Origin of the sequence: Mucilaginibacter sp. Mucisp86 (assembly GCF_047324315.1) — a bacterium.
Taxonomy (GTDB): domain Bacteria; phylum Bacteroidota; class Bacteroidia; order Sphingobacteriales; family Sphingobacteriaceae; genus Mucilaginibacter.
The window spans coordinates 1,820,304-1,847,034 of record NZ_CP168503.1 but is presented as its reverse complement, the minus strand read 5'-3'; the positions used below and the strand labels follow the sequence as shown (position 1 = coordinate 1,847,034).

At 42.8% G+C, this 26,731-nt stretch carries 23 protein-coding genes; 7 read left to right on the top strand and 16 right to left on the bottom strand.

Going from position 1 to position 26,731, the window contains the following annotated elements:
• Positions 1-5: 5 nt before the first annotated feature.
• Positions 6-1,079 (bottom strand): gliding motility lipoprotein GldB, encoded by a 1,074-nt coding sequence (gldB, locus tag ACEN9X_RS07585; RefSeq protein WP_413669798.1) that lies wholly within the window; start codon positions 1,077-1,079, stop codon positions 6-8.
• 100 nt (positions 1,080-1,179) lie between these two features.
• Between gldB and ACEN9X_RS07580 the strand changes: the two genes are divergently transcribed.
• Both ACEN9X_RS07580 and ACEN9X_RS07575 read left to right on the top strand, forming a co-directional pair.
• Entirely contained in the window at positions 1,180-2,829 is a 1,650-nt protein-coding gene (locus tag ACEN9X_RS07580) for an NAD+ synthase (RefSeq protein ID WP_413669797.1), read from the top strand.
• Between the two features lie 110 nt (positions 2,830-2,939).
• Complete coding sequence (locus ACEN9X_RS07575) at positions 2,940-6,680, top strand: S8 family serine peptidase (RefSeq protein WP_413669796.1); 3,741 nt, start codon at positions 2,940-2,942, stop codon at positions 6,678-6,680.
• 26 nt (positions 6,681-6,706) lie between these two features.
• On the opposite strand, the gene ACEN9X_RS07570 is transcribed toward ACEN9X_RS07575, so the two are convergent.
• Entirely contained in the window at positions 6,707-7,201 is a 495-nt protein-coding gene (locus ACEN9X_RS07570) for a hypothetical protein (protein ID WP_413669795.1), read from the bottom strand.
• 243 nt (positions 7,202-7,444) lie between these two features.
• Between ACEN9X_RS07570 and ggt the strand changes: the two genes are divergently transcribed.
• From ggt to ACEN9X_RS07550, 4 genes are all read left to right on the top strand, one after another.
• The gene (ggt, locus tag ACEN9X_RS07565; protein WP_413669794.1) at positions 7,445-9,166 is read left to right on the top strand and encodes a gamma-glutamyltransferase; all 1,722 of its coding nucleotides are present in this window, start codon (positions 7,445-7,447) and stop codon (positions 9,164-9,166) included.
• Positions 9,167-9,323: 157 nt separating this feature from the next.
• Positions 9,324-9,767, top strand: a complete 444-nt coding sequence (locus ACEN9X_RS07560) for a MarR family winged helix-turn-helix transcriptional regulator (protein WP_413669793.1) — start codon at positions 9,324-9,326, stop codon at positions 9,765-9,767.
• A 309-nt stretch (positions 9,768-10,076) separates the two neighbouring features.
• Positions 10,077-10,577 carry an FKBP-type peptidyl-prolyl cis-trans isomerase gene (locus ACEN9X_RS07555; RefSeq protein ID WP_413669792.1) on the top strand — a complete coding sequence of 167 codons (501 nt, stop codon included), beginning with the start codon at positions 10,077-10,079 and terminating at the stop codon, positions 10,575-10,577.
• A gap of 77 nt (positions 10,578-10,654) precedes the next feature.
• Positions 10,655-11,581, top strand: coding sequence for an FKBP-type peptidyl-prolyl cis-trans isomerase (locus tag ACEN9X_RS07550; RefSeq protein ID WP_413669791.1), 927 nt, complete (start codon positions 10,655-10,657; stop codon positions 11,579-11,581).
• Positions 11,582-11,585: 4 nt separating this feature from the next.
• Here ACEN9X_RS07550 and ACEN9X_RS07545 read toward each other — a convergent pair whose 3' ends face one another.
• From ACEN9X_RS07545 to trxA, 10 genes are all read right to left on the bottom strand, one after another.
• The gene (locus ACEN9X_RS07545) at positions 11,586-12,899 is read right to left on the bottom strand and encodes a cryptochrome/photolyase family protein (RefSeq protein ID WP_413669790.1); all 1,314 of its coding nucleotides are present in this window, start codon (positions 12,897-12,899) and stop codon (positions 11,586-11,588) included.
• Complete coding sequence (locus ACEN9X_RS07540; RefSeq protein WP_413669789.1) at positions 12,889-13,794, bottom strand: TIGR01777 family oxidoreductase; 906 nt, start codon at positions 13,792-13,794, stop codon at positions 12,889-12,891. The genes ACEN9X_RS07545 and ACEN9X_RS07540 overlap by 11 nt, the downstream gene beginning before the upstream one ends.
• Positions 13,795-13,933: 139 nt before the next feature.
• A complete protein-coding gene (locus tag ACEN9X_RS07535) occupies positions 13,934-15,373 on the bottom strand; it encodes an SDR family oxidoreductase (RefSeq protein WP_413669788.1) in 1,440 nt (479 codons plus the stop codon).
• A 32-nt stretch (positions 15,374-15,405) separates the two neighbouring features.
• The gene (locus tag ACEN9X_RS07530) at positions 15,406-17,535 is read right to left on the bottom strand and encodes a hypothetical protein (protein WP_413669787.1); all 2,130 of its coding nucleotides are present in this window, start codon (positions 17,533-17,535) and stop codon (positions 15,406-15,408) included.
• Positions 17,536-17,603: 68 nt separating this feature from the next.
• The gene (locus ACEN9X_RS07525) at positions 17,604-17,918 is read right to left on the bottom strand and encodes a Dabb family protein (protein WP_413669786.1); all 315 of its coding nucleotides are present in this window, start codon (positions 17,916-17,918) and stop codon (positions 17,604-17,606) included.
• Positions 17,919-17,938: 20 nt separating this feature from the next.
• On the bottom strand, positions 17,939-18,442 hold the full coding sequence (locus tag ACEN9X_RS07520; RefSeq protein ID WP_413669785.1) for a DUF4304 domain-containing protein: 504 nt from the start codon (positions 18,440-18,442) through the stop codon (positions 17,939-17,941).
• Between the two features lie 28 nt (positions 18,443-18,470).
• Positions 18,471-19,040 carry a hypothetical protein gene (locus ACEN9X_RS07515; RefSeq protein ID WP_413669784.1) on the bottom strand — a complete coding sequence of 190 codons (570 nt, stop codon included), beginning with the start codon at positions 19,038-19,040 and terminating at the stop codon, positions 18,471-18,473.
• Positions 19,041-19,109: 69 nt separating this feature from the next.
• Entirely contained in the window at positions 19,110-20,444 is a 1,335-nt protein-coding gene (locus ACEN9X_RS07510; protein ID WP_413669783.1) for an ABC1 kinase family protein, read from the bottom strand.
• 4 nt (positions 20,445-20,448) lie between these two features.
• Positions 20,449-21,102, bottom strand: a complete 654-nt coding sequence (locus ACEN9X_RS07505) for a TetR family transcriptional regulator C-terminal domain-containing protein (RefSeq protein WP_413669782.1) — start codon at positions 21,100-21,102, stop codon at positions 20,449-20,451.
• A gap of 113 nt (positions 21,103-21,215) precedes the next feature.
• Entirely contained in the window at positions 21,216-21,512 is a 297-nt protein-coding gene (gene trxA / locus ACEN9X_RS07500) for a thioredoxin (RefSeq protein WP_091216140.1), read from the bottom strand.
• A 200-nt stretch (positions 21,513-21,712) separates the two neighbouring features.
• On the opposite strand from trxA, the gene ACEN9X_RS07495 reads away from it, so the two are divergent.
• Positions 21,713-22,594, top strand: a complete 882-nt coding sequence (locus ACEN9X_RS07495) for an alpha/beta hydrolase (protein ID WP_413669781.1) — start codon at positions 21,713-21,715, stop codon at positions 22,592-22,594.
• Between the two features lie 104 nt (positions 22,595-22,698).
• Here the strand turns inward: ACEN9X_RS07495 and ACEN9X_RS07490 are convergent, their stop codons facing one another.
• From ACEN9X_RS07490 to ACEN9X_RS07475, 4 genes are all read right to left on the bottom strand, one after another.
• Positions 22,699-23,535, bottom strand: a complete 837-nt coding sequence (locus ACEN9X_RS07490) for a DUF6263 family protein (protein WP_413669780.1) — start codon at positions 23,533-23,535, stop codon at positions 22,699-22,701.
• Between the two features lie 72 nt (positions 23,536-23,607).
• Positions 23,608-24,018, bottom strand: coding sequence for a hypothetical protein (locus ACEN9X_RS07485; protein WP_413669779.1), 411 nt, complete (start codon positions 24,016-24,018; stop codon positions 23,608-23,610).
• Positions 24,019-24,067: 49 nt separating this feature from the next.
• The gene (locus tag ACEN9X_RS07480) at positions 24,068-24,940 is read right to left on the bottom strand and encodes a hypothetical protein (protein ID WP_413669778.1); all 873 of its coding nucleotides are present in this window, start codon (positions 24,938-24,940) and stop codon (positions 24,068-24,070) included.
• A 425-nt stretch (positions 24,941-25,365) separates the two neighbouring features.
• Complete coding sequence (locus ACEN9X_RS07475) at positions 25,366-26,610, bottom strand: alkaline phosphatase family protein (RefSeq protein WP_413669777.1); 1,245 nt, start codon at positions 26,608-26,610, stop codon at positions 25,366-25,368.
• Between the last annotated feature and the right edge of the window lie 121 nt (positions 26,611-26,731).

The following is a 26,731-nucleotide window of genomic DNA, read 5'->3' as shown; positions in this document are numbered from 1 at the left end:
TTGTGCTATTTGGGGTGATATCCCGATTCGTTCAGGAGCTTTTGGGCATCCTTATCGGCCATCAGTTGAGGTAGCGTAACATCAGGGTGCTTATCCATATATTTTCTTACTATTTGCCAGCCTGTCCAAACAGCAAGCTTTGGTGCCGATTCATTCTTTTCGCCAAGACCGGGGGTGAAAGGGGCTTCGGTAAGGTATTTCTGAATTTTCTGGTAATCGGTTTCGTACAGCAGGTTTTGTTCTAAAAAGTATCCCCAGATCTTACCTTCAAATTCATTGCACCATTTTAACTGTTCGGTAGTATATCGGATCTTTGTGCTATCGGCCACGTCGGGCAATACCCTGTCCATAAAGTACATGATTTTGCCGTTATAGATCATTTTATTAAGCAGGGCTTTATCATTGTCATTTTCCGGGAACATGTCCTCACGTGCAATGCCTTCAATCACGCGCGGCGTAATATTATCCGGCGTGAACCATTTGGATAAATAATGCGGAAAGGCATTGGTAAGCGAAGGGTAAAAGCGCGAATCGGCACCCAGGAAAAGATCGATACCCACGCCGAAATAGCCATCGCCAACGGTGGTTTGCGCCTGGAAGCCCGAAATGTAGGCATATACCTGTGGCAGGCGTTTTTGAGGGTAGTAATATTTAATGTATTTAAAAGCTTCAGTAAGGCTGGCATTCTGCTGATCCATATTGGGGAAGGCGGCGTCCGCATCGTGCTTCAGGTCATTATAGGCTTTGCCTGCAAACACCTCGTGCAAGGCTTTAAAATAAGCTGTATCCTTTGTACTGCCAACCTGTAAAATGCGTTCAATAAAATCGGAATAAAAGCTGCCATATTGTTTTTGCAGGTATGCAGCCTGCAGCGCCATTGGCTTATTGCGCATGGCGTCAAAATCATGATCGAACCGCTCAATTTTAACATCAACATTGATATTGCTCACATCAATTTTTTTGTTGCGCGTACAGGCGCTTAATATCAGGCCGATGGAAAAAATTAAGTAAATTTGCTTTGCTATATACCGGGTAGGGTTCATCTTTATCCTTTGAGGCAAAAGTAATTTTATTTGCATAATGTTGCTACTATTGTTAAGTCAATATCCCTAAGTTGCAAGTCGTATTTTTTGACTTCAGCCTAAAGGCATTCGACTTAAGACTAAATACACGTATACTATGAAAATCGCGTTAGCTCAGCTCAACTATCACGTAGGTAATTTTGAATCGAACACTAATAAAATCATCGATCATATCATTAAGGCAAAAAATAACGGGGCCGACCTTGTTGTATTTGCCGAGCTATGTGTTTGCGGCTATCCTTCGCGCGATTTTTTAGAGTTTGATGAATTTATAGGACTGTGCGATGATGCCGCTAAAAAGATAGCGGAAGTATGCATTGACATAGCTTGTATCATTGGCTTACCAACCCCTAATCATAAAACAGAGGGTAAAGACCTCAGCAATTCTGCCTATTTTATTGAGAATGGCCAGGTGAAAGCAGTGGTAAATAAAGCGCTGTTGCCTAATTATGATGTATTTGATGAGTATCGATACTTTGAGCCTTCAACCGAGTTTAACTGTATCGAGTTTAAAGGTAAACGCATAGCGCTCACTATTTGCGAGGATCTGTGGAATACCATTGAAAACCCGCTGTATGTTACCCGCCCGATGGATACGCTTATCCATCAGAACCCGCATGTAATGATCAATATAGCGGCGTCGCCATTTGCTTACAACCACGATGAGGAGCGGATAGAGATTTTAAGCGATAATGCCAGCCGTTATAAACTGCCTTTATTGTATGTTAACCATGTTGGTGCCCAAACGGAGCTGATATTTGATGGCGGTTCGCTGGTGTTTGATAATACAGGTAAGCTGATTGATGAGATGCCTTATTTTGAGGAAAGCATGGCTTACTATACATTAAATGAATATAACACGCTAAGTTTTGATCACCCTACAACCATAAAAGCGGAGCGCCCCGGTGACATCGAGCAGATTCATCAGGCGGTAATCCTCGGGATCCGGGATTATTTTTATAAATCGGGCTTTAAGCAGGCAATTTTAGGCTTGTCGGGTGGCATCGATTCGGCTGTAGTATGTGCCCTGGCTGCCGAAGCGCTTGGCCCTCAAAATGTAATGGCTGTATTGCTACCATCACGTTTTTCAACAGATCATTCATTAAAAGATGCGCAGGATTTGGTTGATAACCTTGGTTGTAAGCATGAGATTGTACCTATCAAAAGCATTACCGAAGCCTTTGAAACCGCATTAAACCCGCAGTTTGATGGCTTGCCGTTCAACATCGCCGAAGAGAACATCCAGTCGCGCAGCAGGGCTGTTTTGTTAATGGCAATGTGCAATAAGTTCGGTTACATTTTACTTAATACCAGCAACAAGAGTGAGGCCGCTGTAGGATATGGCACTTTATACGGTGATATGTGCGGCGGTATCTCGGTTATTGGCGATGTGTACAAAACACAGGTTTTTGAGCTTGCGCGATATATTAATCGCGACAAGGAAATCATCCCGATTAACTCAATCGTTAAACCCCCATCGGCCGAGCTAAGGCCCGATCAAAAAGATACCGACTCGCTGCCCGAATATGATGTGCTCGACAAGATCCTGGCCGAGTATATCGAAAACCGCTGCTCATCGGCCGAGATCATCCGGATGGGGTATGATGAGGCAACTGTTCGGCGGGTAATCAAGCTCACCAATTCGGCAGAGCATAAGCGTTACCAAACTCCGCCGATTTTAAGGGTATCGCCAAAAGCATTTGGCATGGGGCGCAGGATGCCGATTGTAGGTAAATACCTGTCGTAACAGCTGATTTTTTCACTCTTTAATTGTCAAGTTCACGAATGTTGTAAAGCATTGGTTGTTTTGTTTTAGTTAAGGTTGATTTTTCTTAAAATTGCCTATCTTTCAAACCAATGATTAAACTTTACACAATTATTTCTTTTTGCTTTTTGCTGCTTTTTGCAGCTGGCGATGCTATGGCCCAGCAGCCTTTAATAAGTGAAAAAGGGAAAGCCGAATTGACCAAACTCTCTAACCAGTCAGGTATCGCATTTAAAGCATCATATGATAAAGCGGTATCGTTAGCGCAAACCCATGGCTGGACATTAACACGCAGATCAAGAAATGGTAACTTTGTTGCCTTGCAGGGAGTTAATAAACTTGGCTTTCCCATATACCTCATAACTCATAATAACACAACTGCAGCAGCTACCACCGGCACAAACACCTTACAACCCGGCGGTTCACTTGGCCTAAATTTATCAGGCTCATCAGATTTTTTGGCTAATAAACTGGCTATATGGGACGGCGGCTCAGTATATAAGGCCCATCAGGAGTTTACGGGAAAAACCATCACGCTTAAAAATAATGCTTCGGTGAATGATCATTCATCGCATGTGGCGGGTACCATGATTGCCAAAGGTGTTTATGCGCCTGCCAAAGGAATGTCTTTTGGGGCAACTACATTACAATCCTACGATTTTAATGACGACGAAACCGAAATGAGTGCCGCGGCAGCTAACCTGTTGCTTTCAAATCACTCGTACGGTGTTGTAGCAGGCTGGGACTATAATGATTCGGCCGGCCGCTGGGAATGGAATGGTTTACCCGGAGATACGGTGGATTATAACTTCGGTTTCTACGATTCAAAAACAGCCAACTGGGATAAGATAGCTTACAATGCCCCGTATTATCTCATTGTAGAGTCGGCCGGTAATGAACGTTCAAGTAACGGCCCGGCAGTAGGTGAAACCTACTACGGCTACAAAAGTAAAACTGATCAGACTTTTGTAAGCAAGGGCGCCCGCCCGGCTGGCATTAGTAATAACGACGGCTATGATATTATCAGCACAAGTGGCAATGCCAAAAATATAATTACGGTAGGGGCGGTTTATCCGCTTTTGTACGGGCCTAAAAACCGGAGTGATGTAGCCATAGCGCCCTTTAGCAGTTGGGGGCCAACGGATGATGGCCGTATTAAACCCGATATTGTAGGTGATGGTGTAAATGTGCTTTCAGTAGGGGTTGACAATACCACTTCATACCTTACTTTGTCGGGCACCTCAATGGCTGCTCCTAATATTACAGGTTCCCTTTATTTGCTACAGGAGTATTATGCCAAACAAAACGGGGGAGCATTTATGAGATCGGCTACCTTGAAGGGGCTGGTTTGCCATACCGCTTTTGACGCGGGTAATATTGGGCCCGATTACATTTATGGTTGGGGATTACTTAACATGACCGAAGCTGCACAAGCGATAACCAATAATGGCGGCAAAAGTATAGTGAGCGAAAAAACACTAACGCAGGGACAAACACAAACTTATAATGTAATTGCTTCCGGCAACCGCTTACTGTCAGCAACCATATCGTGGACCGATCCGCAAGGCACAGCAACTGCCGAAGGCGTGATTAATAGCCGTACCCCTAAATTAGTGAACGACCTTGATATCAGGGTAAGCGATGGTACAACAACTTTTACGCCCTGGGTGCTTGATCCGGATAAGCCGGGATTTGCTGCAACTAAAGGCGATAATATCAGGGATAATATCGAGCAGGTATACATTCCTAATTCGGTTCCCGGCAGGGCTTATACTATCACGGTATCACATAAAGGAACTTTATCATCAGGTTCGCAGGCCTACTCACTTATTGTTACCGGGGTTGGAGGAACTGCCTATTGTGCTTCGGCCCCGCTGTCAAGCGCCGATTCACGGATTGATAACTTTAAACTGGCTAATATTAACAATACCCCGGTTGCAGGCTGCACAAGCTATTCGGACTATACCAATCTTACCGTGCAACTGGAGCAGGCCAAAACATATCCACTGAGTATTACACTTGGCACTTGCGGTAACAACTTTAATAAAGCTGCAAAGGTGTTTATTGACTGGAATGCCAATGGTGTTTTTGAAGATAACGAGCTGGCTGCAACCACAGGTATTATTAATGGCACAGGTACTTATAATACCAACATAACCGTGCCGGGAACGGTAGTTGCCGGCGCTTACAGCCTGATGCGGGTGGTGCTTACTGAAACCGGCGATGCATCAACCATTAAAGCTTGTGGCAACTATGATAAAGGTGAAACCCAGGATTACCGGGTTCAATTTTTGCAAACCAGTATCGATGCGGGTGTTATTGCTATTGTTAGTCCGGGTAGCAGCGGTTCCTGCTCGGCAAGTACGCCGGTTACGGTGAGGCTTAAAAACTTTGGCAATGCGGCTATCAATAATATTCCGGTAACGGTTACCATTACCGATGCCAATAACGTTACCACTACTTACAATGAAACTTATAAGGCCTCATTGCCGGCGCTGGCCGAAGATAACTTTACCTTTAGTCAGCAGTTTAATGCAATTGCCGGTGCATCATACACCATCACGGCCACCAGCAAACTTGCCGGCGATCCGGTTAGCAGTAACAACTCGGTAACGGCCAATGTGGTGATCAATTCGCCGGCGACTATTGGCGATCTGAGTGCTTACTACTGTGCTACTACCAAACAGTATGAATTATTTGGAACTGGTGATGGTACCTTGCTATGGTATCAAAATGCAACTGATGTTTTACCCATAGCTGCCGGGAGCGAAGCGATAACAACCCAGGCACCGGTTAACAATACCTATTATGCAGGCATTAATGATTTTGAAGGAACAATTGGCCCTGCCACCAAAAGCGTATTCACAGCCGGTGGCTATAACCAGTTTACGCCTTACGTAACTGTGAACACCAAGGTGCCGTTATTAATAAAGAGTGCCCGCCTTTATATTGGTAATTCGGGAAAAATAACATTTAACGTAGCCAATAGCAATGGTCAGATAGTATCAACCACTTCTATAAATGCTGTAGCAACCCGTACAACGCCTTTGGCCGGTGCGCAACCCGACGATCCTAATGATCAGGGGCAGGTTTATGATTTAAACCTGTCGTTACCGGCTGCCGGAGTTTACCAGATTTCTGTTGACTTTGCAGATCAGGCTACTATATATCGCAGTAACGGCGGAGTAACGGGTTATCCATTTAAAATTGGCAGTATATTTAGTATCACCGGCAATGGTGCTACGGCAACCAATGGCGATACTACTGCTTATAAAGGTTACTATTACTATTTTTATGATATGAAGGTGCAGAGCCTGGGTTGTGCATCTGCTATGCGTAAAGCGGTTACTTTAAGTAAACCTGTAGTTACGCAAACAAATAATACCCTTAACTCAAACTTTACCGATGGTAACCAATGGTTGTTAAACGGCAATGTAATAAGCGGAGCTACTGCTGCAACTTATGACCCGGTACAAAGCGGCAAATACCAGGTGCAGGTTACATTGGCCAATGGTTGTGTGGCTCAATCAGATAATTATTTTTATGCCAGGGAAGGCGTAACCGGAAGTAAAAGTGAAATTGGCTTAAGTGCATTCCCTGTACCGGTAAGTACCGATTTGAATGTGGTATTTGCAGCCAAGGAGGCAACAACACTGAAACTATCGTTGGTTAATGCTTTAGGTGAAACTGTTTACCAGGGGGCCCAACAAAATATTGATCAGGGTAATTATAGCACGATACTTAATGTAAGCAGGCAAACGCCGGGTGTTTATGTGCTGAAGGTATTGCTTGGTCAGAAGATCTATTCGCAGAAAATTATCATCACCCGCTAAGCCGGTGATGATAACTCTTTTCTTTTTTAAAAGGTATATTTTAATCCCAGGCCAGGTGCGATGTCAAAAAATGGCCCTCTTGCCAGTTCTAATCGTGGATTAAGGTCAAGGCTGATAGCAATTGGCGCCGATGGGATAACATATTCCAAACCGATAACAGCGTCGGCACCTATAAGGATGTGTTTGCCATTATAGTATTCGTCGTCGCCGCCAAAGCGTTTGTAATAACCGCTGCCGACCGAACCAAGGTGGCCGCCAAAGCCGTAGTAAAAGCTCAGTTTATCAACATTAAAGGCTTGCTGGTTCAATTCATATAAACCGGTTAATACTGCACCATGATCGCGGATGCCTAAAATGCCTTCAAGCGCGGTGCCTTTATCCATAAAATACTTAACAGAGGGGCCAACCTCGTATGCGCCAAATTTTAAACCTACTGCAGTTTTATAGTCCTGGGCCTGTGAGTTTTTGCTGATAAATAAAAAGGAGACGGAAAGAAATAAAAGGTACGTTAGTTTTTTCATGCAGATGAATTTAATGATTGACAATAATGTAGCTGTAACAAAAAAGTGACCAGCTTGTTTAGCTTAATTTAAAGCTTTTTTATTTATGCAAATAAACGGCAGAATTGCCTTTTTATGCTGTGCGTGTGCCGAAAAGATGATATTTTAATTTGTATTAAATTGGTTTTCAGTATGAAATAATGGTTTTGGGTTGTTAAATCAAATAGCAGAATAAGTTAAATTAGGGGAATTTAAAATGTTGTAATGACTTTGAACTGCCTTAAAATAAATACTCCGAAATACCTGCTCCTGTTTTTATCCGCAATATTTTTTGTTTTGGCGGGATGCGCTCCGGGTCAGCTCGGACTCAACAATAGCGGCCAATACCGCAACGGAATGGTAGTTTGTGCCTATCCCGACGCAGCACAGGTGGGGCTTGATATATTGAAAAAAGGAGGCAATGCAGTTGATGCCGCAGTGGCGGTTCAGTTTGCTTTGACCGTCACTTTACCCGAAGCCGGGAACATAGGTGGTGGCGGTTTTATGGTTTACCGCGCCGGCGACGGCAAAACAAGTACGCTTGATTTTAGGGAGAAAGGCCCTGCTGCAGCTAATGTTAATATGTACCTTGATTCGGCCGGTAATGTAATACCTGATATGAGTTTGTATACACACAAAGCCTCAGGCGTTCCCGGCTCGGTTGATGGCATGGTTGAAGCTCATCGTAAATATGGTAAACTGAAATGGGCCGACCTTGTTGAACCTGCCATTAAACTTGCCCGTAATGGTTTTAAAATAACCAAACATTTGGCCAATGACCTTAATCATACTGCCGAACAATTTAAAAAGCTAAATCCGGGAAAAAACTATCTGGTAAAGGACGGAGAATGGAAGGAAGACGATTTGCTGGTACAGGAAGACCTTGCCAAAACATTCGAACAGATTCGCGATAGAGGCCGTGATGGTTTCTATGATGGTCCGGTTGCAGATTTGATTGTTGATGAAATGAAACAGGGTAATGGCCTGATCACAAAAGCCGATTTGAAAAATTACCATGCTGTTTGGCGCGACGCGCTTATTGGTAACTATAAAGATTATAAGATCATCACCATGCCGCCGCCTTCAAGCGGGGGAATTGCTTTGCTACAGTTGCTGAAATCGGTTGAGCCTTATCCGCTGAAGCGATGGGGCTACAATCAGGACTCTACCATCAGGCTGATTGTTGAGGCCGAACGCCGGGTTTATGCAGATCGCTCCAAATACCTTGGCGACCCTGATTTTTATAAAGTACCGGTTGATAGCCTGCTTAAGCCTGCTTACATCACATCGCGTATGAAAACCTTCAGTTGGGAGGCCGCTACGCCAAGCACAAGTATCCAGCCGGGCACATTTATCGGTCATGAAAGTGATCAAACTACGCATTATTCAATTGTCGACAGGTTCGGAAACGCTGTTTCTATTACCACAACATTGAATGATAGTTTTGGTTCGAGGATCTTTGTAAACGGGGCCGGCTTTTTGCTAAATAATGAAATGGACGATTTTAGTTCAAAGCCCGGCGTACCAAATATGTATGGGCTCATCGGCGGTAAAGCCAACAGCATCCAGCCGGGCAAGCGGATGTTATCATCCATGACACCTACCATTGTTGAAAAGAACGGTAAGCTGTTTATGGTAGTAGGAACTCCCGGTGGTTCAACTATTATTACCTCGGTTTTTCAAACCATACTTAATGTAATTGAATTTAATCAGAGTATGCAGCGGGCTGTTGCGTCAAAACGTTTCCATAGCCAATGGCTGCCCGATGAGGTAACAATTGAAAAAGATGGTGTTGATAGTGTAACCATAAACAAACTACAAAGCAAAGCATATAAGGTCATAACCAGGCAATCCATCGGTCGGGTTGATGCCATCCTAAAAACCCAATGGGGCTACTATGAAGGAGGTGCCGACCCAAGGGGGGATGATACGAAGATGGGGTGGTAAAGCGGTTCATCAGTTCACTGGTTCATTAGTTCATTGGTATTTGAGGCGATGCATAACGACGTTTATTTCGACTTATGGCACTAATGAACCAGTGAACTAATGAACAAATGAACAAAGCCCTTGCGTAATCAATAAGCATTTCTTACGTTTGGTATGCATGCATAATAATGTAAAACACCAGGAAACTATTGACTATTTTATAAAAATAGTATGGCAAACTATGGCCAACAGGTACAACCAGTTGGTTACGGAGTTTGGCTTTACCCAGTCAATTGGCTACCTGCTCATTAACATCGACGAAAAGGAAGGTACTACTGTATCACAGGCGGCTGCCCTGTTGGGGCTTAAATCAACCAGCTTGTCGCGTATGCTTAGCCAACTGGAAACCACCGGGCTTATCTATCGCGAAAGCAACGAAGGGGATAAACGTTCGGTTAAAATTTATCTTACCACGCTCGGTAAAGAAAAACGCCATCAGGCCCGCGTAATTGTAAGGCAGTTTAATAATTATCTGGATGCCAACATCAGCGATGCCGATAAACAACACCTCATTGAAACCCTCAAAAAACTCAACAAGCTTACTGTTAACTATAAACCCTGACAGGTCATTAAGCTTCGCGTCATTCACTTTGTGTCATTACACTGCGTGGTCATTAAGTCATTTACTTTGGGTGGGCCATTTATCCTGTGTCATTAATCATTAGCAGCCTGCAAGACAATGACTCAATGACGTGAAACAAAATGACAGCACAGCAAATGACCCGTATACACTTTTACTTAAAATCGAGCGTTTTACCTTCAAAATCTCCCTTGTTGGGTATTTTAAACGGTGCCAGCTTTTTATTAATTGTTAAAAAGTGTTAAGCTGCCGTTTTTCTATTTTAAAAGAATAAATTTGCCTTTTGAATTGATGAACAGGATACTGATAGTTTTATTGCTCTTAGGCGTTATTGCAGGCGGTTGTGTTAAATCGTCTGTTGACCCGATGGTACAATATAATAAACAAAAAGAGATTGATGATAACATCATTAAAGATTACCTGGCTGCCAACACTTCATTAAAAGCTAAGCGGGTGGACACAACAGGGGTTTATTATATAGTGAACGATGGAGAAGAAGGAACCGGCAATGTGCTTTACACCAATTCAACCCAGGTTACGGTTGGTTTTACCGGCAAAATATTAACATCTGGTTTTGTGTTTGCTCAAACAGATCAGTTTCATCCTACCTATGTATTAGGAAATGTGATAAAAGGCTGGCAGTTGGGGATCCCGCAAATCAAACCGGGGGGTAAAGTGAGGTTGCTGATTCCGTCGCGTTATGCTTACGGGCCGTATGCACAGGATTCGATACATTTGCCGGCAAATTCGGTGCTTGATTTTCAAATTCAACTGTATAACGTAACCAATTAACAAAGCCTGATAAAACGGAGAATATAAGCCAGTAAAGCAAAAGCTTTAGGCGGTTAAAAAAAGACAAATTATAATAAATGAAACAAACAATTTTTACGCTCTTAGTACTTATCTCTATAGGCTTTATGTCATGCCGGAAAGACAGGAACGATCCGGATATTAAGCAATACGACCAAACCCAGATCCAGAATTATATATCAGCAAACGGCATTACCGGTATGCTGCGTGATACTACAGATGGTGACACAACCGGCATTTACTACAAGATCCTTTCGCAAGGGCGTGGTACACCAATGGATTATTCAGACCAGATCTCATTTGTATTTACCATCCGTTCGCTCGATGGTAAGTTTGTATCTGTCGATTCAATTAACACAAACCATTTTTATGGTTATTTAGGCCATGTGAGCAATTCATTGCCTAAAGGGGTGCAAATAGCTATCCACAACCTTATAAAATATAAAGGTACCGCTGCAAGGGTTATCGTACCATCGCATTTAGCTTATGGTGTTAATGGCTATGGCTCCGGAAGCTCAAGTAATGCCAATACGCATATTGCCGGTAACCAAAGTTTGGATTACTATATTAATGTGGTTTCAAACCAGGAAGTTTATGATGATGCTATCATCAATAATTATATAAAAGCAAAAAGCCTTACCGGATTTACTAAAACGGCAGATGGAGTTTATATAAAAGTAGCTACACCTGGTACCGGCTTAGATCAGATCAATACAGACTCTTATATAACTTGTACTTACTCGGGCAAATTTTTAAACGATAACGTGTTTGACAGCACCTCAAACCAGGGCGCAACCTCTTCATCGTTTACGGTAAATGCCCTGGCATTAGGCGTACAGGAGGGTTTAAAGGGACAAACCGCGGGTTCGGCCGTTTCCATGATAATACCTTCAAGGTTTGGATACGGTACCACTGGTAGCGGTACCTCTATTGCTGCAAACGTTGTGCTTTATTTTGATTTTACAGTAGCCACCGTTAGCAATTAATAACTTACTTAGCCAGTGCTTTTTTAAAAGCTGCTAAACACCTGTCGCGCGCGGCAGCATGATCAACAATGGGTTTTGGATATTTGCTGAAGTCGGCATATTCCGGAACCCATTTTTTTATGTATTGAAGTTCCGGGTCAAACTTTTTGGTTTGCGCATCAGGGTTAAAGATCCTGAAGTAGGGTGCAGCATCAGTACCAGAGCCGGCTGCCCATTGCCAGCCGCCTACGTTGCTTGCCATTTCATAATCCAGTAATTTGCGGGCAAAATATCGCTCGCCCCAGCGCCAATCGATAAGCAGGTCTTTGCTTAAAAAACTGGCCACAATCATGCGCACGCGATTATGCATAAAACCGGTTGTATTTAACTCACGCATTCCCGCATCAACAATCGGGAAGCCTGTTTCACCGTTACACCAGGCCTCAAATTGTTTTTCATCATTTACCCAATGGATGCGGTCATATTCAGGCCTGAAAGCATGATCCATAGTATGCGGAAAATGGTGAAGTATCATCATATAAAATTCGCGCCAGATGAGTTCATTGAGCCAGGTTTTATCATGGTAGCTGTGGGCAGTGTGCGCCAGTTCGCGGATGCTTACAGTGCCAAAACGTAAATGCATGCCGATGTGTGAAGTGCCTTTAATAGCCGGAAAATCGCGCTGATCCTTATAATCTTTGATCACACTTTCATATCCTTTATCGGGGAGGGGCATATTGCTTTTTTCGAAGCCCATTTCTTTTAACGAAGGGATAGACAACGCTTTGGTTTGATGAAGATTTTTAAGGTGTTTTTTTGTTGGATAAGCTTTTAAATAAAATGGTTTTAAGGTGCTATACCATTTGCGCTGATAAGGGGTGTAAACAGTGTAAGGCTTGCCATCGTCCTTTACTACCTCATTTTTTTCAAAAATTACCTGGTCTTTATAGGTTTTAAACGGGATGTTGTGTTTTGTAAGTTTGGTGCGTACCTCATCATCGCGTTTAGTTGCGTATGGCTCGTAATCATGGTTGGTATATACTTCGGCAACGTTGTACTCTTTGATGAGCTTATCCCAGGCGTGTGTAGCTTTATCATAAAGCACTAACAGACTGCCACCATGCTTATGCAATTCATCACTTAAGCTTTCAATAGTTTGATAGATAAACGTAACACGGGCATCGTCTTTATCTTCCAGTTTGTCAAGGATCTCTTTATCAAAAATGAATATTGGTAAAACAGGGTTGCCGCTTTTAAGGGCATGATAAAGGCCTGCATTATCATCGAGCCGTAAATCGCGGCGGAACCAGAATATGCTAACCGGAGTTTTATGATCCATAAATTTCACTTAGCGCTGTATCTAAATCAGCAAATTTAAACTTGAACCCGGCATCCTCAATTTTTTGTGCCGATACTTTGGTACTGCCCAATACAATGCTGCTCATCTCGCCCAATAAAAGTTTGAGAATAAAGCCAGGCACATTAGGAGCCCATAAAGGTTTGTGTAAGTGTTTGGCTACCGCTTGAGTGAGTTGCTTATTGGTAACAGGGCAAGGGGCAACCATATTGTAAACGCCGCTGAGCGCCGTGTTTTCGATGCCCAACAGGTACATATCTACCACATCCTGCCAGTGGATCCAGGGTACCCATTGTTTGCCGCTACCAATGGGTGAGCCCACATATAGTTTTATAGGTTTTGCAAGCGTTGGTAATGCTCCACCATCTTTATCAAGCACTACCCCGGTACGGAACTTTAACACCCGGGCACCAAATTCTTCTCCCTCATCAACGGCAGCTTCCCATAGCACACAGCATTGCGATATAAAATCATTGGTAGGAACACTTGTTTCATGCATCAGTTCATCGCCACGGTTGCTATAATACCCTATACCGGATGCCGAGATTACTGAAGTAACCTGATGTTGTTTGCGTTTCATCAAATCGTACAGTAATTCAATTGATTTTACACGGCTATCTATCAGGTCTTTTTTGCGGGCGCCAGTCCAGCGCTTGTCAGCAATGCCCGATCCGGCAAGGTGCACTATGGTATCAACCCCATCGATACAATGCTCATCAATAGTGCCTTTGTTGATATCCCATACAAATGTCTTTACCTGCGGATCGTTACCTGTTTTGCGGCTTAAATGGCTCACAGTATAGCCCTTAGCCAATAATGCTTTGGTAAGATGGCGGCCCAATAATCCCGATCCTCCGGTTAATAATATACTTTTCATTTTTGTTAGTTCATTAGTTCACTTGTTCATTGGTTTGCCTGTTTGGTTATACAATTGCTCATTAACAAGTTTTAATAGCCACACAACAAGAGGTTGCGCCTTACACCAATGAACAATTGAACTAATTAACCAATGAACATCATTCCCGGTAATTAACAATCTCCCTTGCCATTCCGTTAAATATAAACAGGTGAAACGGCCACATAGCATACCAATATAACCGGCCCCAAAGGCCGTTGGGCCTAAAGGTAGCTACCTGACTTAAACTTTGTTTACCGTGGCGTTCAATTATTTTAAATTCAAGCCATGCTTCGCCGGGCAGTTTCATTTCTGCGTATAAAAGCAGGCGTTTATTTTCGCGATCGGCTAATAAAACCCGCCAAAAATCAATTACGTCACCCGGACTAATATTGATATTACTTGTACGCCCCCTGCGTGAGCCAACGCCTCCGAAAACCTTATCCAGGAAACCGCGGATGTTCCAGATCCAGTCCCAATAATACCAGCCGCGGTCGCCGCCTATAGCAAGTACGTTGCTAAAAACTTCGTTGGCAGGGCGTTCAAAGGGCATTTTTACTTTGTATTCCTGCGTACCGTTTTGTGGTACCTTGATCTGGTCCATAAAACCGGGATTAAGGTAGCCCTGGTTAAAAGCGTCCTTCCAGCTTGATACGATAGAGTTTTGCTCTATTTTGACAAAAGCCAGCTCAAGGCATTCTTTATAAGGAAGGCATTTACGTGGCACGACGTTATCAATACTATGATCATGCATAACGGTTTCGTTCTTCATGCTGTTCACCAGGCTTTGGGCAAGTGTAAAGCTTGTTGAGGTAACAAAATACAGCCAGTATGACGATATTTTAGGTGAAAGGAAAGGTATAGTAACGATATACCTTTTTAGCTTACGAACTTCGGCATAAGTAAGCATCATTTGTTTGAACGAAAGAATATCGGGGCCACCTATATCAAACGTGCGGTTGTACGACTTTTCGTTTAGCATTACACCCTCCAGGTAACCCAGCACATCGCGGATGCCAATGGGCTGGCATTTGGTGTCTACCCAGCGGGGAACTGTCATAACGGGGAGTTTTTCGGTAAGGTCGCGAATGATCTCGAACGAAGCGCTGCCCGAGCCTATGATAATAGCTGCCCGTAAAACGGTTAATGCAGCTTTGCCTTCTTTCAATACATCTTCAACATGCCGCCTTGATTCGAGGTGGCGGGAGAGATTTTCGTCGTTGGTTATTCCGCTTAAAAATATGGTTTGTTTGCAGTTAGTTTTATCAAGCGCCTGTACAAAGTTATGGGCCGAAAGTGCTTCGAGCGCGGTAAAATCCTGCGTTTGCGCCATAGAATGCACCAGGTAATAAGCCGCGTCAACATCTTCAGGAAATGATTCGATATTTGACTCTTTGAGCAGGTCACCTGTTATTAAGGTAACCTGCCTGCTAAAATCGCTGTGCTCATGAAACCGGCGCTTATCCCGCACCAGGCAAACCACATCATGGCCTTTCTCCAGTAAAACCGGGATAAGCCGCGTACCTATGTAGCCGTTAGCACCAGCAAGCAAAACCTTCATGCTTAGTGAAACAACAAAAAACGTAGCCTGTTTTACAATCCTAATTTAAATCCAAGACCGTAAAATTTGCGGTTGTCGGTAATATTAGAAGTTTTGTTTTGCCATATATTTTGACCGTTGGCAAATATCTCAAGATTTTTAAACTGTTTGGTTTTCAGGTTATAACCAAAGTAAATATTCTGTAACGAAAACGATTGTTTGTTTGAGCCCGGTACATTTGAGTTAGCCTCGTAAGGATTGGCATAGTTGCCTTCACCTGTTTTGTATAATATATCCAGGCCTGCAAAAAAACGTTCAATCTCGAGGCGGTTAACCCAGCCCCCTGTCCATATTTTATCACCCAGTGCAATGTCCCCGATACCGGGGCTTATGCGTTGTTTAATATTGGAGGCGTTAAGTCCTGTAATGAAGCGGGTTGATGCTTTGTTAATAATATTGAAGTTTACGCCAATGCGATTGCGTGTATATTTTGAATCAGCATACCCTAAAATAGTTATGCTCCCGTTAGGGCCATAAGGTACATCATATAGTACAGGAACCGCAAGGCCTCCGCGTTCAAAATTATAATTAACGGATACCAGGGCCGAAAGGTTAATATCAGCACCAGCTGCGTAAACATTAAAAGCCTTTAGCATATTGTAATATACCGAAGGATAATAATAGTTGGTAAGGTAGGAATACTCGGTGTTAAACGGGCTGTTAAATGCATTACCAAAGGTTAAGCCGTTAAGGTGTTCGCCGTCGCTCTGCAAAAGCTGGTTTTGTTTTGAATAAGAACCATATAGTTTTATACCAACAGCACTGATACCGGTAAGTGAAGAAACATTTACAGATGCTGATGCATAAGGGAAAATCCGTTTAAAGTCGGCATCGTTTGCTACAGACAGGGCTTTTTTTGAATCTAATACCGTTACAAAGCCGCCTTGAAGATTAATGCTGTTTTTGAACGCCAGGCTTAGTGATGGTGTTAATAAGTAGTCTTTACGTTTGTAATAGTTGCGATTGGTAGTAGTAGTGCTATTGACAAACTGGTTAATAGTTAGCGGATCGGTGCCGTTATAGATGGTTGATGTGTTAATGCTGGCAATTGAATCGCGTGTATGACGGTAGGTGAAATCAACAGCCGGTTCAATGCTGAAATTGCCGATAGTTTTCTGGTAGCTTAAGTTATCCCGAAGCAGTAAAACATTTTTGTGATCAACATTTTTAGAAATGCTATTGGTCCGTTGAAAATTGCCAGGGCCAACAGCTGCCCCTGCAGCCTCGAAATTATTATCCTCATTGTAGGTATAATGACTATACGAAGCTGATAAGCTGTTTTTAAGGCCTTTTACCAGTTGTGAGTTTAACCTGAGGCCGCCGTTAAAGAGATTTTGTTTGGTGCGTTCAGCTGTACTTGCCTGGATTTGGTAGTTAGGATCGCTGCTATTATACAGGTTGGCGTTATCATAATTAAAGCGTGTAACCTGTGGTACGTATGTTGCTGTAGCACTGAGTGTATTGTTTGCACCGAGTTTAACATCGGCATACCCATTAAATTTAAACCTGTCAAAACCTAATGGCGTTTTAATATTAATTTGCTGAGTTGTTAAAGTTGGAGAAACATCCCTTAAATATGTAGCAGAAATACCAGCATTAATGATATCTGTATTTTTATAGCCTGATAAGTAATATTGGTGGTAAACGTTGGTGGGGCTTTTAAGCTCATTGATATTTGAAGTGTTTCGTGCACTAACCAGGTTGGTTTGCCCGGCCGCTTCAATACCCGATTTGCCCGGTCTGTTACGTTTGGTTTTTATCAGTATCATTTGCTTCTGTGGCGAGACACCGCTTACCTGTGCAGCTGCATTTTGTACCAATGTTATCTCTTCAATATCATGAATGTTGTAAGCGTTTACATCATTGATGATATTGCCATCAACCACATATACCACATAATTGCTATTGGTATAAATACCGTAAAACCATACATTAAGCGCATCGCTTATGTTAGCAAAAGGCTGACGCTGCAAGTCGGCGGCTTTTATGGTGATGCTTTGCGTGAGATTTTTATTTACGCGCAGTCTTCCCAGGTCGTAATGGGAAGTGTCGGTTTGTGAGTAAGATTTTGAAAATGAAAGGCATATAGCCAGTGTAATAAGGCAGGTGATCCGTGAATACATGAATAGGTTTAAAAAAAATAAATAAGGCTAAATATATGTCATTTAACCTTATCCATTTTAATCAAAACTTAAATATTTACGCTGTCAACCACAACTACTTTACTGCAAAGTGGTTTGGCATATTCTTCGGCAAATATCACGTGGGTAGGGTCGATCTGGTAAGCTTCCTGTGCTTCGGAGGTATCAAATAATATCAATAGCGATACATCGTATGAACGATCGATCACATCGCGGTTAGTATCGGCGGGTACACCGATATGTATATCACGGATGTGTGGAATAGGAAGGAGGATGTTAAGCCCTTCAATCAGTTTATCTTTATCGGCTTTGTTTTTAAGCCAGAAGTGTACGTGGTGGACAAATGTGTTTTGGAGTATTGGCATAAAGGTTTATTGTTATAAAATTATTTGTTTAAGATATCAGCCTGTTCCAACAGGTGCATATAGTTTTTTATTGCTCCTTCTGTTATTCCTGTACCGTTGCCTTGTTTCCAAAAAGTATAAATATCTTTCACAGATTTCAGATGCGAGAATTCGGGAAGAACCTTTTGAACTATCAATGTATTAATTTCTTCGGCCGCGAGCATTGCAGATTGGTTGTTATGGGCCAACCACCATTTGTCTGTTTGGGGTTCGATAAACCATCCAATACGGAACCTGTAGTGATCCTGGGCATTGAATGGAAGCATTGATTCATATAGCTGATACAATTCTTGTGATCTGATCTCTATATTAACAGTAAACTTTAATTGACTGGCAGTTGAACTGGTGCTGCTTTGCAATGCTATGTAGTAAACAAGATCATCTGTTGTATTTGAAAATATATGGCCTGCACGTTTAAAGCCTAGCGGTTTAAGCGTATTGCTTAATTCAGCAATAATGATTTTTTTTAAATCGTTTAATCCCATGTTCTGTTTTAGGCTGCCAAATAGTGATTTAATGGATACAACCAATATAAATTTTAGATTTTATAGAGAAGGCACTAATGGGTTGAAGCGCTTTTAACGCGCTGTCGGCACTTGACTTATTTTCATAGATGTCGGTTACAAGCGCTATCATTTTTTTGTCCGAATCGTTTTTATATGACTCCAAATATTCAAGACTTAAGGTTTTTGAGGGATATCTCCGCATAACATATTGCCCGGCAAGTATATCGTCATCATAATTGTCCGGAAGTTTAATCAGATCCTTTTGTTTGTCGTAATATTGATCCATTGTGTCAATAGCAACACCGGTAGCATGGTTCAGTTCAAACATTTTATCTCTTAATGAATAATAATTAAGACCAGTGTCAGCAATCACAACATAGTAATCGGCATAGGCATCGCGTTGTTCACCAATCTCCGATGTATCTGCATTTGTTTGGATGTCCCTGTTAGACATCTTATAGGATGCCGGTAAAACTTTAAGTTTTTTGATCTTAGAAGAATCGATACCTGGTTTTGTATGCTTTGACTTGCAGGCAACTAATAAACATGCTATTAAAAGCAGGTATTGCACTTTCATAAATGGTGATAGGTTTATCCAAATATAGCTTAATTATTTAATCGCTGCCCACTGCAAACTCAAAACTGCTCAATACTCCAACACCACATGCGGCTTAAACGTATCTGTTTTTACTTTAGCCTTTAGCTCATGCAAAATATTGTATAAGCCAAAGTTGGTACGGTTTACATAAATAAAGTGCTTTACGCCGCGTGCCTGTTTAAACTCGGGCATTTTAGATATTCGCTCACCAAAGCTGTATAACTGATCAAAAAATGCTGTTTGGCTAAAGTCAAAGGTATCGGTAATATACGGTTGGGCAAACAGGCCGATCATGTCTTTATATTGGGTATAATAAAACTCTATCTGCACCGGGGTATCGTCCTTATGGATCATGTCCAGTTGCCTGAACGCTTTAATGGTTTCCTCTTTGTTGTCCAGTAAATTGGTTGAAGTAAGGGAGAAGAAAGGGTAATAGAAATCTTCTGGCATTTCCTTAATACAGCCAAAATCGATAACACCCAATTTCCCTTCGGCGGTGATCATAAAATTGCCAGGATGTGGATCGGCATGTACGGCACGGAGCTCATGCTGCTGAAAGTTATAAAAATCCCACAAGGCCTGGCCTATCTGGTTGCGAAGCTCCTGCGATGGATTGGTGGCTAAAAACTCTTTCAGGTGTTTTCCTTCCAGCCAATCCATAGTAATGATCCGTTTGCTGCTTAACTCTGGATAATATTTAGGAAAAACAACATTATCAAGATTGGCACAGGCTTTAGAAAACTCAATCGAGCGCCGAACTTCCAGTTCGTAATCGGTTTCTTCAAGCAGGCGTTCTTCAACCTCTTTCATGTACACATCCAGTTCCTTTTCGCTCATGCCCAGCATCCTGAAGGCAATGGGTTTAACCATTTTCAGGTCCGACGAGATAGAATCGCCAACGCCGGGATACTGGATCTTAACGGCAAGCTTTTTACCATTTACCTCTGCCTGGTGTACCTGGCCTATTGAAGCCGCATTGGTTGAGCGGATATTGAACTTATCAAAAATCTGATCGGGGTTTTTACCAAAATATTTCCTGAATGTTTGTACAATAAGTGGCCCTGAAAGCGGCGGCGCATTATACTGCGATTGCGTGAATTTATCTACATAAGCCTGCGGCAGCAGGTTTTTATCCATGCTGAGCATTTGCGCTACTTTGAGCGCGCTACCCTTAAGCTCACTTAATGATTGATATATATCAGCTGCATTATCCTCATTTAGCTCTGATTTGTCAAGATCAGGATTGAACAGCTTTTTGGAGTAATGTTTAATATAATTGCCGCCGATCTTAACGCCTGTTTTTATAAACTTGGCCGACCGCTGTACTTTGGTAGTAGGTATACTATTTTGTTCGGGAGTTGCTCCCGGAGTTTCATCTGCCATAATCTCAAAATCCCATCTTATCTTTTATCCCGCCGTTCTGCACCAAAAACTTACCGTATTCAAAAAGGTTATCGATGGGTGAGCGCTGGAAAAGATCAAAAGTTACATTAATCCCTTTTTCGATAGCCTCATCGGTTTTCTCGAAGCCTGCCGAATTATCATTGATCCAGAAGTTGAGTATAAACACAAACTGTACCCAAAGTGCATCCTTGTATTTTTTTGAGAAGTATTTACGGTCGCTCAGTTCGGTACTTTCAATCCCTTCTTTCATGATATCATCGGCAAAGCCCTCAAAAATATCTTTCAGCGGAATAAATACTTTTGGTGTTGTAAAACCTTTAGGTTGTTTTTTTATGCTATAAACTGCAAAGCTGCGACTGCTTTTAATCAGCTCAAAAAAGCCATAAAAAAATGACAATGCTTTCTCGCGTGATGAATAACCCTCCCAAACTTCCTGGGCGCGGATTTCGGCCAGTGTTTTGGTAGCAAAGCCTGCCCAGATACCCTGTTCAACCGCTTCAAACGAACCGTAGAACTGGTAAAACTCAGCCTCGCTCATTTCATTTTGCTTTGCAAAGATATAAACCGACTTAGGTTGCTCACCTTCGGTTAAAACATAATCAATATACGCGTTCTGGATGCTTTCGATGGTTGCCATGTTAAACCTCTCCTAAATCCTCTCCAAAGGAGAGGACTTTTTTGAATAGTGATGATTAAATTAAATTCTAAAAACTCCCTCTCCTTTGGAGAGGGTTGGGGTGAGGTGGTTTTTTACAAAAACTGCTCTACCACTTGTTGTAACTGCCTGGCCTGCACTACGCCGCTTTGACGCCATTTGCTTTCCCCTTTTTGAAAAATCATAAGGGTAGGCACACTTTGAATACGGTATGCACTGGCTGCCGCAGGGTTTTTATCAATATCTATTTTAATGATCTTTACCTTATCTCCTAACGCTGTTTTTACATCGTGCAGTATAGGCGGCATCATTTTACAAGGCCCACACCACTCTGCCGAAAAATCGACCAGTACCGGTGTTTCTGATGCTATTATTTCCTGGAAATTTGCCATAAGTTTTTTATTAACTGTTCATGGTTCATAGTTCATAGATCATGGGCTAACCGGTTTACAAAGAGTGAATTAACAAATTGCTGCCTGTCAAACCATGCACCATCATCTATGAACCATGAACTACTCAAATTTAACCATTAACCCGCGTAAAAGTTTAGTGCTTTAACGCCAAACCTTCAGTTATAAAGTATATTTACTTTATGCAAACAAAACTAAGCACTTACCTATTCCTGGTGCTCCTTACACTGCCTTTTGCGGGCATAGCCCAGGACACTGTTATACCGCTTTGGCCAAACGGAGCGCCCGGTTTTGAAAATCGCCGTAATGAGCCTGAGCAGGCTAAAGATTACTGGGTAAAAAATATTCATAATCCATCGCTTACTGTTTTTTTGCCGCCGAAGGACAAAGCCAACGGCTCGGCAGTTGTGGTATGCCCCGGAGGGGGGCACCGTTTGCTGGTTTATACTGCCGAAGGTGTTGATCCTGCCAAATACCTTAACAATTTAGGTGTTACTGTTTTTGTATTGAAATATCGTTTGGGAAGAGATACGCTATCGCCATACAAAATTGACGTACATGCAAAACAGGATGGGTACCGCGCTATGCGGCTGGTACGCAGCAAAGCAGCAGAATATGGATTGGATACTAACCGCATCGGGATGATGGGCTTTTCGGCCGGTGGCGAAGTGGTTGATATGGTGGCCTTTGGCGAAGGCAAAGGCGATCCAAAAGCTCCTGATCCGATAGACAGGCTAAGCGCCCGTCCGTCGTTTTTGATCCAGATTTATCCGGGGCCGCTTTATATCCCCGATAAATTACCTTACGATGCTCCGCCTGCATTTTTATTAGCTGCGAATGATGATGTTTGTTGTTCGCCATCCGTAGTTAAGCTGTTGCAACGTTATCGTGAGGCAAGGATACCGGTTGAGGTACATATTTATACCCAGGGCGACCATGGTTTTAATATGGGTTACCGCTCAAAGCTGCAAAGTATCAGTACCTGGCCACAGCGCATGGCCGACTGGCTAAGCGACAATAATTATCTGCACCCCGCTGCGGCAAAAAGGATGAAACTTCACTAAACGCCGGATGAAGTAAAAATAAAAAAGAGAGGCATATGCGTTTGGCTTAACCGCATAGCCTTCTCTTTTAACAATAGCCCCTATTGTACCCCTACGTTCGGGAACTAATGTATCTTGTAACAGCTTTCGGTAAAAGCTGTGCGTTTTGATGCTGCGTAAACTACCTGGTTGTGAAGCTGATAGCCGCTTATAATGCTTTTCATCATCCGTTCCAGGATCACGCCTGTTTGATTGTCAATGACGTATACACCGTTGGTATTACTGTTGGTGTACCCACCGGTAATAGCGCTTTCAAAAATTACCGTGGTCGTTTTATCGGTGAGTTTATCTATCCAAAAAGTGTTCTTGGTTTTTTGCCCGTTCACCGTGATAGAGTCGGCCCAGGTATAGCCAGGTTTAAGTGATTGGGTTATCACAAAATCGGCCAGCAGGCCAAGGGTTGTTCCTTTTATAATTTGCTCCTGCTGCAAACCGGTAAATGCTGTGAAAGCGTCATTAGTAAATTGCAGCGCAGGATCAGTAACATCAGTTACCAGGCCGTTTTTATTGATAGTTACCGAAGCAACTTTACCTGTAAGGTTATTAAGCGCTTTTGCGATAGCCGAGCTGTCGGTAACCGGCTTGTCTGAGCTATACTCCAGTTTTTTACCCATGGCGTCAACCGTATCGGCAATGTGTTTGGTGGTGACTGCAAGGTTAAAGCCCTGGCCTGTGGTATCAATAACATCATAAACTTTAGTTGTTGATGAAAAGCTGTTGATGTTAAACTTTTGATCGCCGCGTTGCAGTACAGTATTTGAACTTAAAAAAGCAGTGCGTTGAAATTGATCGCCTTTTTTAAAGGTAAATATACGGTGCGCCGTTTGTGCACTACTTAAGGCAGATATGCTGGTAAGCAGTACGGTTAATATAGTTTTAAGTTTGGGTATTTGCGGTTTCATGTAATTTTTGTTTAATAAGAGCAAGCTTTTAATACAAGGCAGTTAAAATAAACTGCCCTGTATTGATCCTAATTAATGCAACGGTTTTAAACCGGGTATTGGTGGCACCGGTGGTATTGGCGGCACCGGTGGTATTGGCGGCACTGGCGGAATCGGCGGCACCGGTGGTATTGGTGGTACCGGTGGAATAGGCGGCACCGGCGGTATTGGCGGCACCGGAGGTATTGGCGGCACCGGTGTTATCGGTGGCACTGGCGGTATTGGTGGTACCGGTGGAATAGGTGGCACGGGCGGTATCGGCGGTACAGGAGGAATGGGCGGCACCGGTGGTATTGGCGGCACCGGCGGAATAGGTGGTACCGGCGGTATTGGCGGTGGTACGTTCCAGTCTGATTGATTGCCTCTGCTTTGTGCAGAGGCCCGATTGATGCTTATAGCCAAAGTTGCGGACGCGACTAATGCTGCTATGATGATCTTTTTCATAGATTTTATATATTTTAATGAAATAATTAATGATTTTGCTAAAAGGAAACTATCGCCGGTTTAGTGAGAGCGGGTAACCGAGGGAGAATACCATATTGGCCCTGTCGTTGGTATACCGGGTAAGGTTTGCAACCCCTACCGCTAAACTTAAGGGCACCGGGAACGGCCTGACCCCCGCCGAAATACCGAGGTTCATGCCCGTCCATTCGGCATTTACATTTACATGATGTATAAGTTCATAGGATATACTACCGAATACTGCGGTGCCGTGTTTGCCTCTGCCGGCAGCAATATCTTTAGGGCTTTTTTCATAAAACCTGCCGCTGCCTATACCTATTGTATAGCTAAGCCTTGAGCAGCCCGGGGTTAATGATTTAATGGTTTGTATGGCATGGGTTACGGCAAGGAAGTAGGTTGAGCCGGAGGCATCAGACTGCTTCACGTTAGCAAACACCTGCAATGCTCCGGCCGAGATGCTTGTTCCGGCAAATAATATACGGCTTATGATAAAGTTTCCCGAGAAATCCCTGAATTTGTGCACATCGGTCATATTTAAACTGGCAGCAAAGTTTACTGCTTTTGCAGGGTTGCCTACACATGCCCCTACCGAAGTGATCAGGTCTGTTTTATTATTATTCAGGTATACCTCGGGATAGGTAGCTCCGATGCCGCCAAACAGGTAAGTACCATATCCCCCAAAGCCCGATGGTATTAATATGCCGCCAGGTGCATCGCTGGGGTAAAGCTCATTTTGTGTTGGTGTTGTTTGCTGGTTGATTTGAGGGGCAGGAGCCAGGAAATTATCTATTTTTTGCGTGAGTTCCTTTTCAAACTGATTTTGGCTGTAGGCTGCTTGTGTACTTAAACAAATTATAGTAGTAACACAGCAAATAAGTGCCCATATGTTGGTTTTAAAGATCATTTTAGTAAAAGGGGTTAGGTAAGGTGTCAATGGTTATAATAAAGAGATCAACGCTATCCGGCAATGATCTAATTTATGCAATTTACCTGCAAAAAAACAATCGGCAATTTCTTGTTTTTGGGATAAAACGGCCGGTTTATTAAAGGGGCTACAGGGCATGTCATCATAAAAATTAACGTACTGCTGTTTGCTGGTTTGATACCAGGGGTACATAATTGTGGCTTTTTCATTGTGGTTTTGGGTTGTTTTTGTATCACAATGTTACGGAGCCACGGCAGGCTGCACAATACCAAGTAGTTTGTATTTTGAATAGTAAAAGGAGGGAAGTATGTAAAAATGCAAATCCCCTCCAATGCACAAAGCAAAGAAGGGGACGATTTTATTAATGTTGTTTTTGAACTGGTTGTATCTTATCTGCTGCAGATCTATTTTTTATCCTCCAATACAACCCACCTGTTCACAGTATTATTTAATCCTTCTATGGCAATTTTGTAAAATTTAGAGGGTATATTTTTAACATCAACCAGCACATGTTCATTGTTTGCCGGCACAGTAGCTAATAACTTGTAGTCATCGGCCTTACCTTCTTTAAAAGTATTATCGGAGGCTACCCAAATCTTTACATAGCCCTTAGGGTCAAGGGTTTTCCAGGTGATATCTAAAGAGCCCTGTACATAGTTTGCCGTTGGTTCTGCAACAGATACTGCGCCGATAAGCGAAATGCCATCCATTTCCCGCTGCTGCGCCTTGGGCACTTTTACGTTTAAAAAACTATTGATTGATGGCGTAATATCAACAATACCCGGGGTGTAATATTTAGCATAATTATTAAGCGGACGGTAGCTGGTAACCATCCAGGTTGAGCGCTGACGGGCACTTTGGCCACCATGATCTTTACCGGTGGCTTCGCTGCGCCCATGATCTGTGGTAATAAAGATCAGCCAGTCTTCTTTGAAATGTTGCCTGCGGAATTGTATCGCTGCCCAGATCTTACCAACCTGTGCATCCATTTTTTCAATGGCATCATAATATTGCGGGCTGTCACCATATTTATGTCCCATATCGTCGGTGTATTCCAGGTATACCCATGAAAGATCAGGAGCTTTATCTTTAATGCAGTTTGCTGCCGACGCTGCCACCTGCTCATCGATCAGGTGCATATAGTTACCGGCCTTATCATGCGGAAACTTTACGGTATCCAGCTCGTAGCCATCATAAGCATAATCAGGATGGATATTACCTGCCTCGGGTAGTTTATCGCCAATAAGTTTGGTACGGTTATCTGTCCAGCTGCTAAACACGGCTGTTTTTTTGTTGGGCCAGGCATTTTTAAACATCCGGAATATATTCCAGTAGTTATAGTTAGGCGCTTTAATATCGTTACCCCAAACATTATGTTTGTTAACCCAGGTAGCGGTGAGTAAACTGTTATAGCCGTTGGCCGATATAGTTGGCGTTTGTGAATATCCTCCTTTTTCACCGCCAACATGGGCACGAAGATAGGTGCCTTGCTTGGCTATCAGTTTGAGGTTAGGGGTATTTAATTTTTCAATCACATCTGCAGGAATGCCATCGGCAATAATAAAAACGGCCTTTCGGGTTTGGGCGGCGGCGTTCAGCCCGGCCGATAACAGCAGGATAAGAGCTGCGGTTTTAAGTAGATTTTGCATCGGTATAAGTAAGTATTTTAAAGGCCTAAACTACGGTGTTTTAAAAGTACAGGAGTTAAAAAATTGTTATGCTTTTTTATGAGTGATGAATTTTTTAACTTACTGTAGCGTAAGTGGTTTA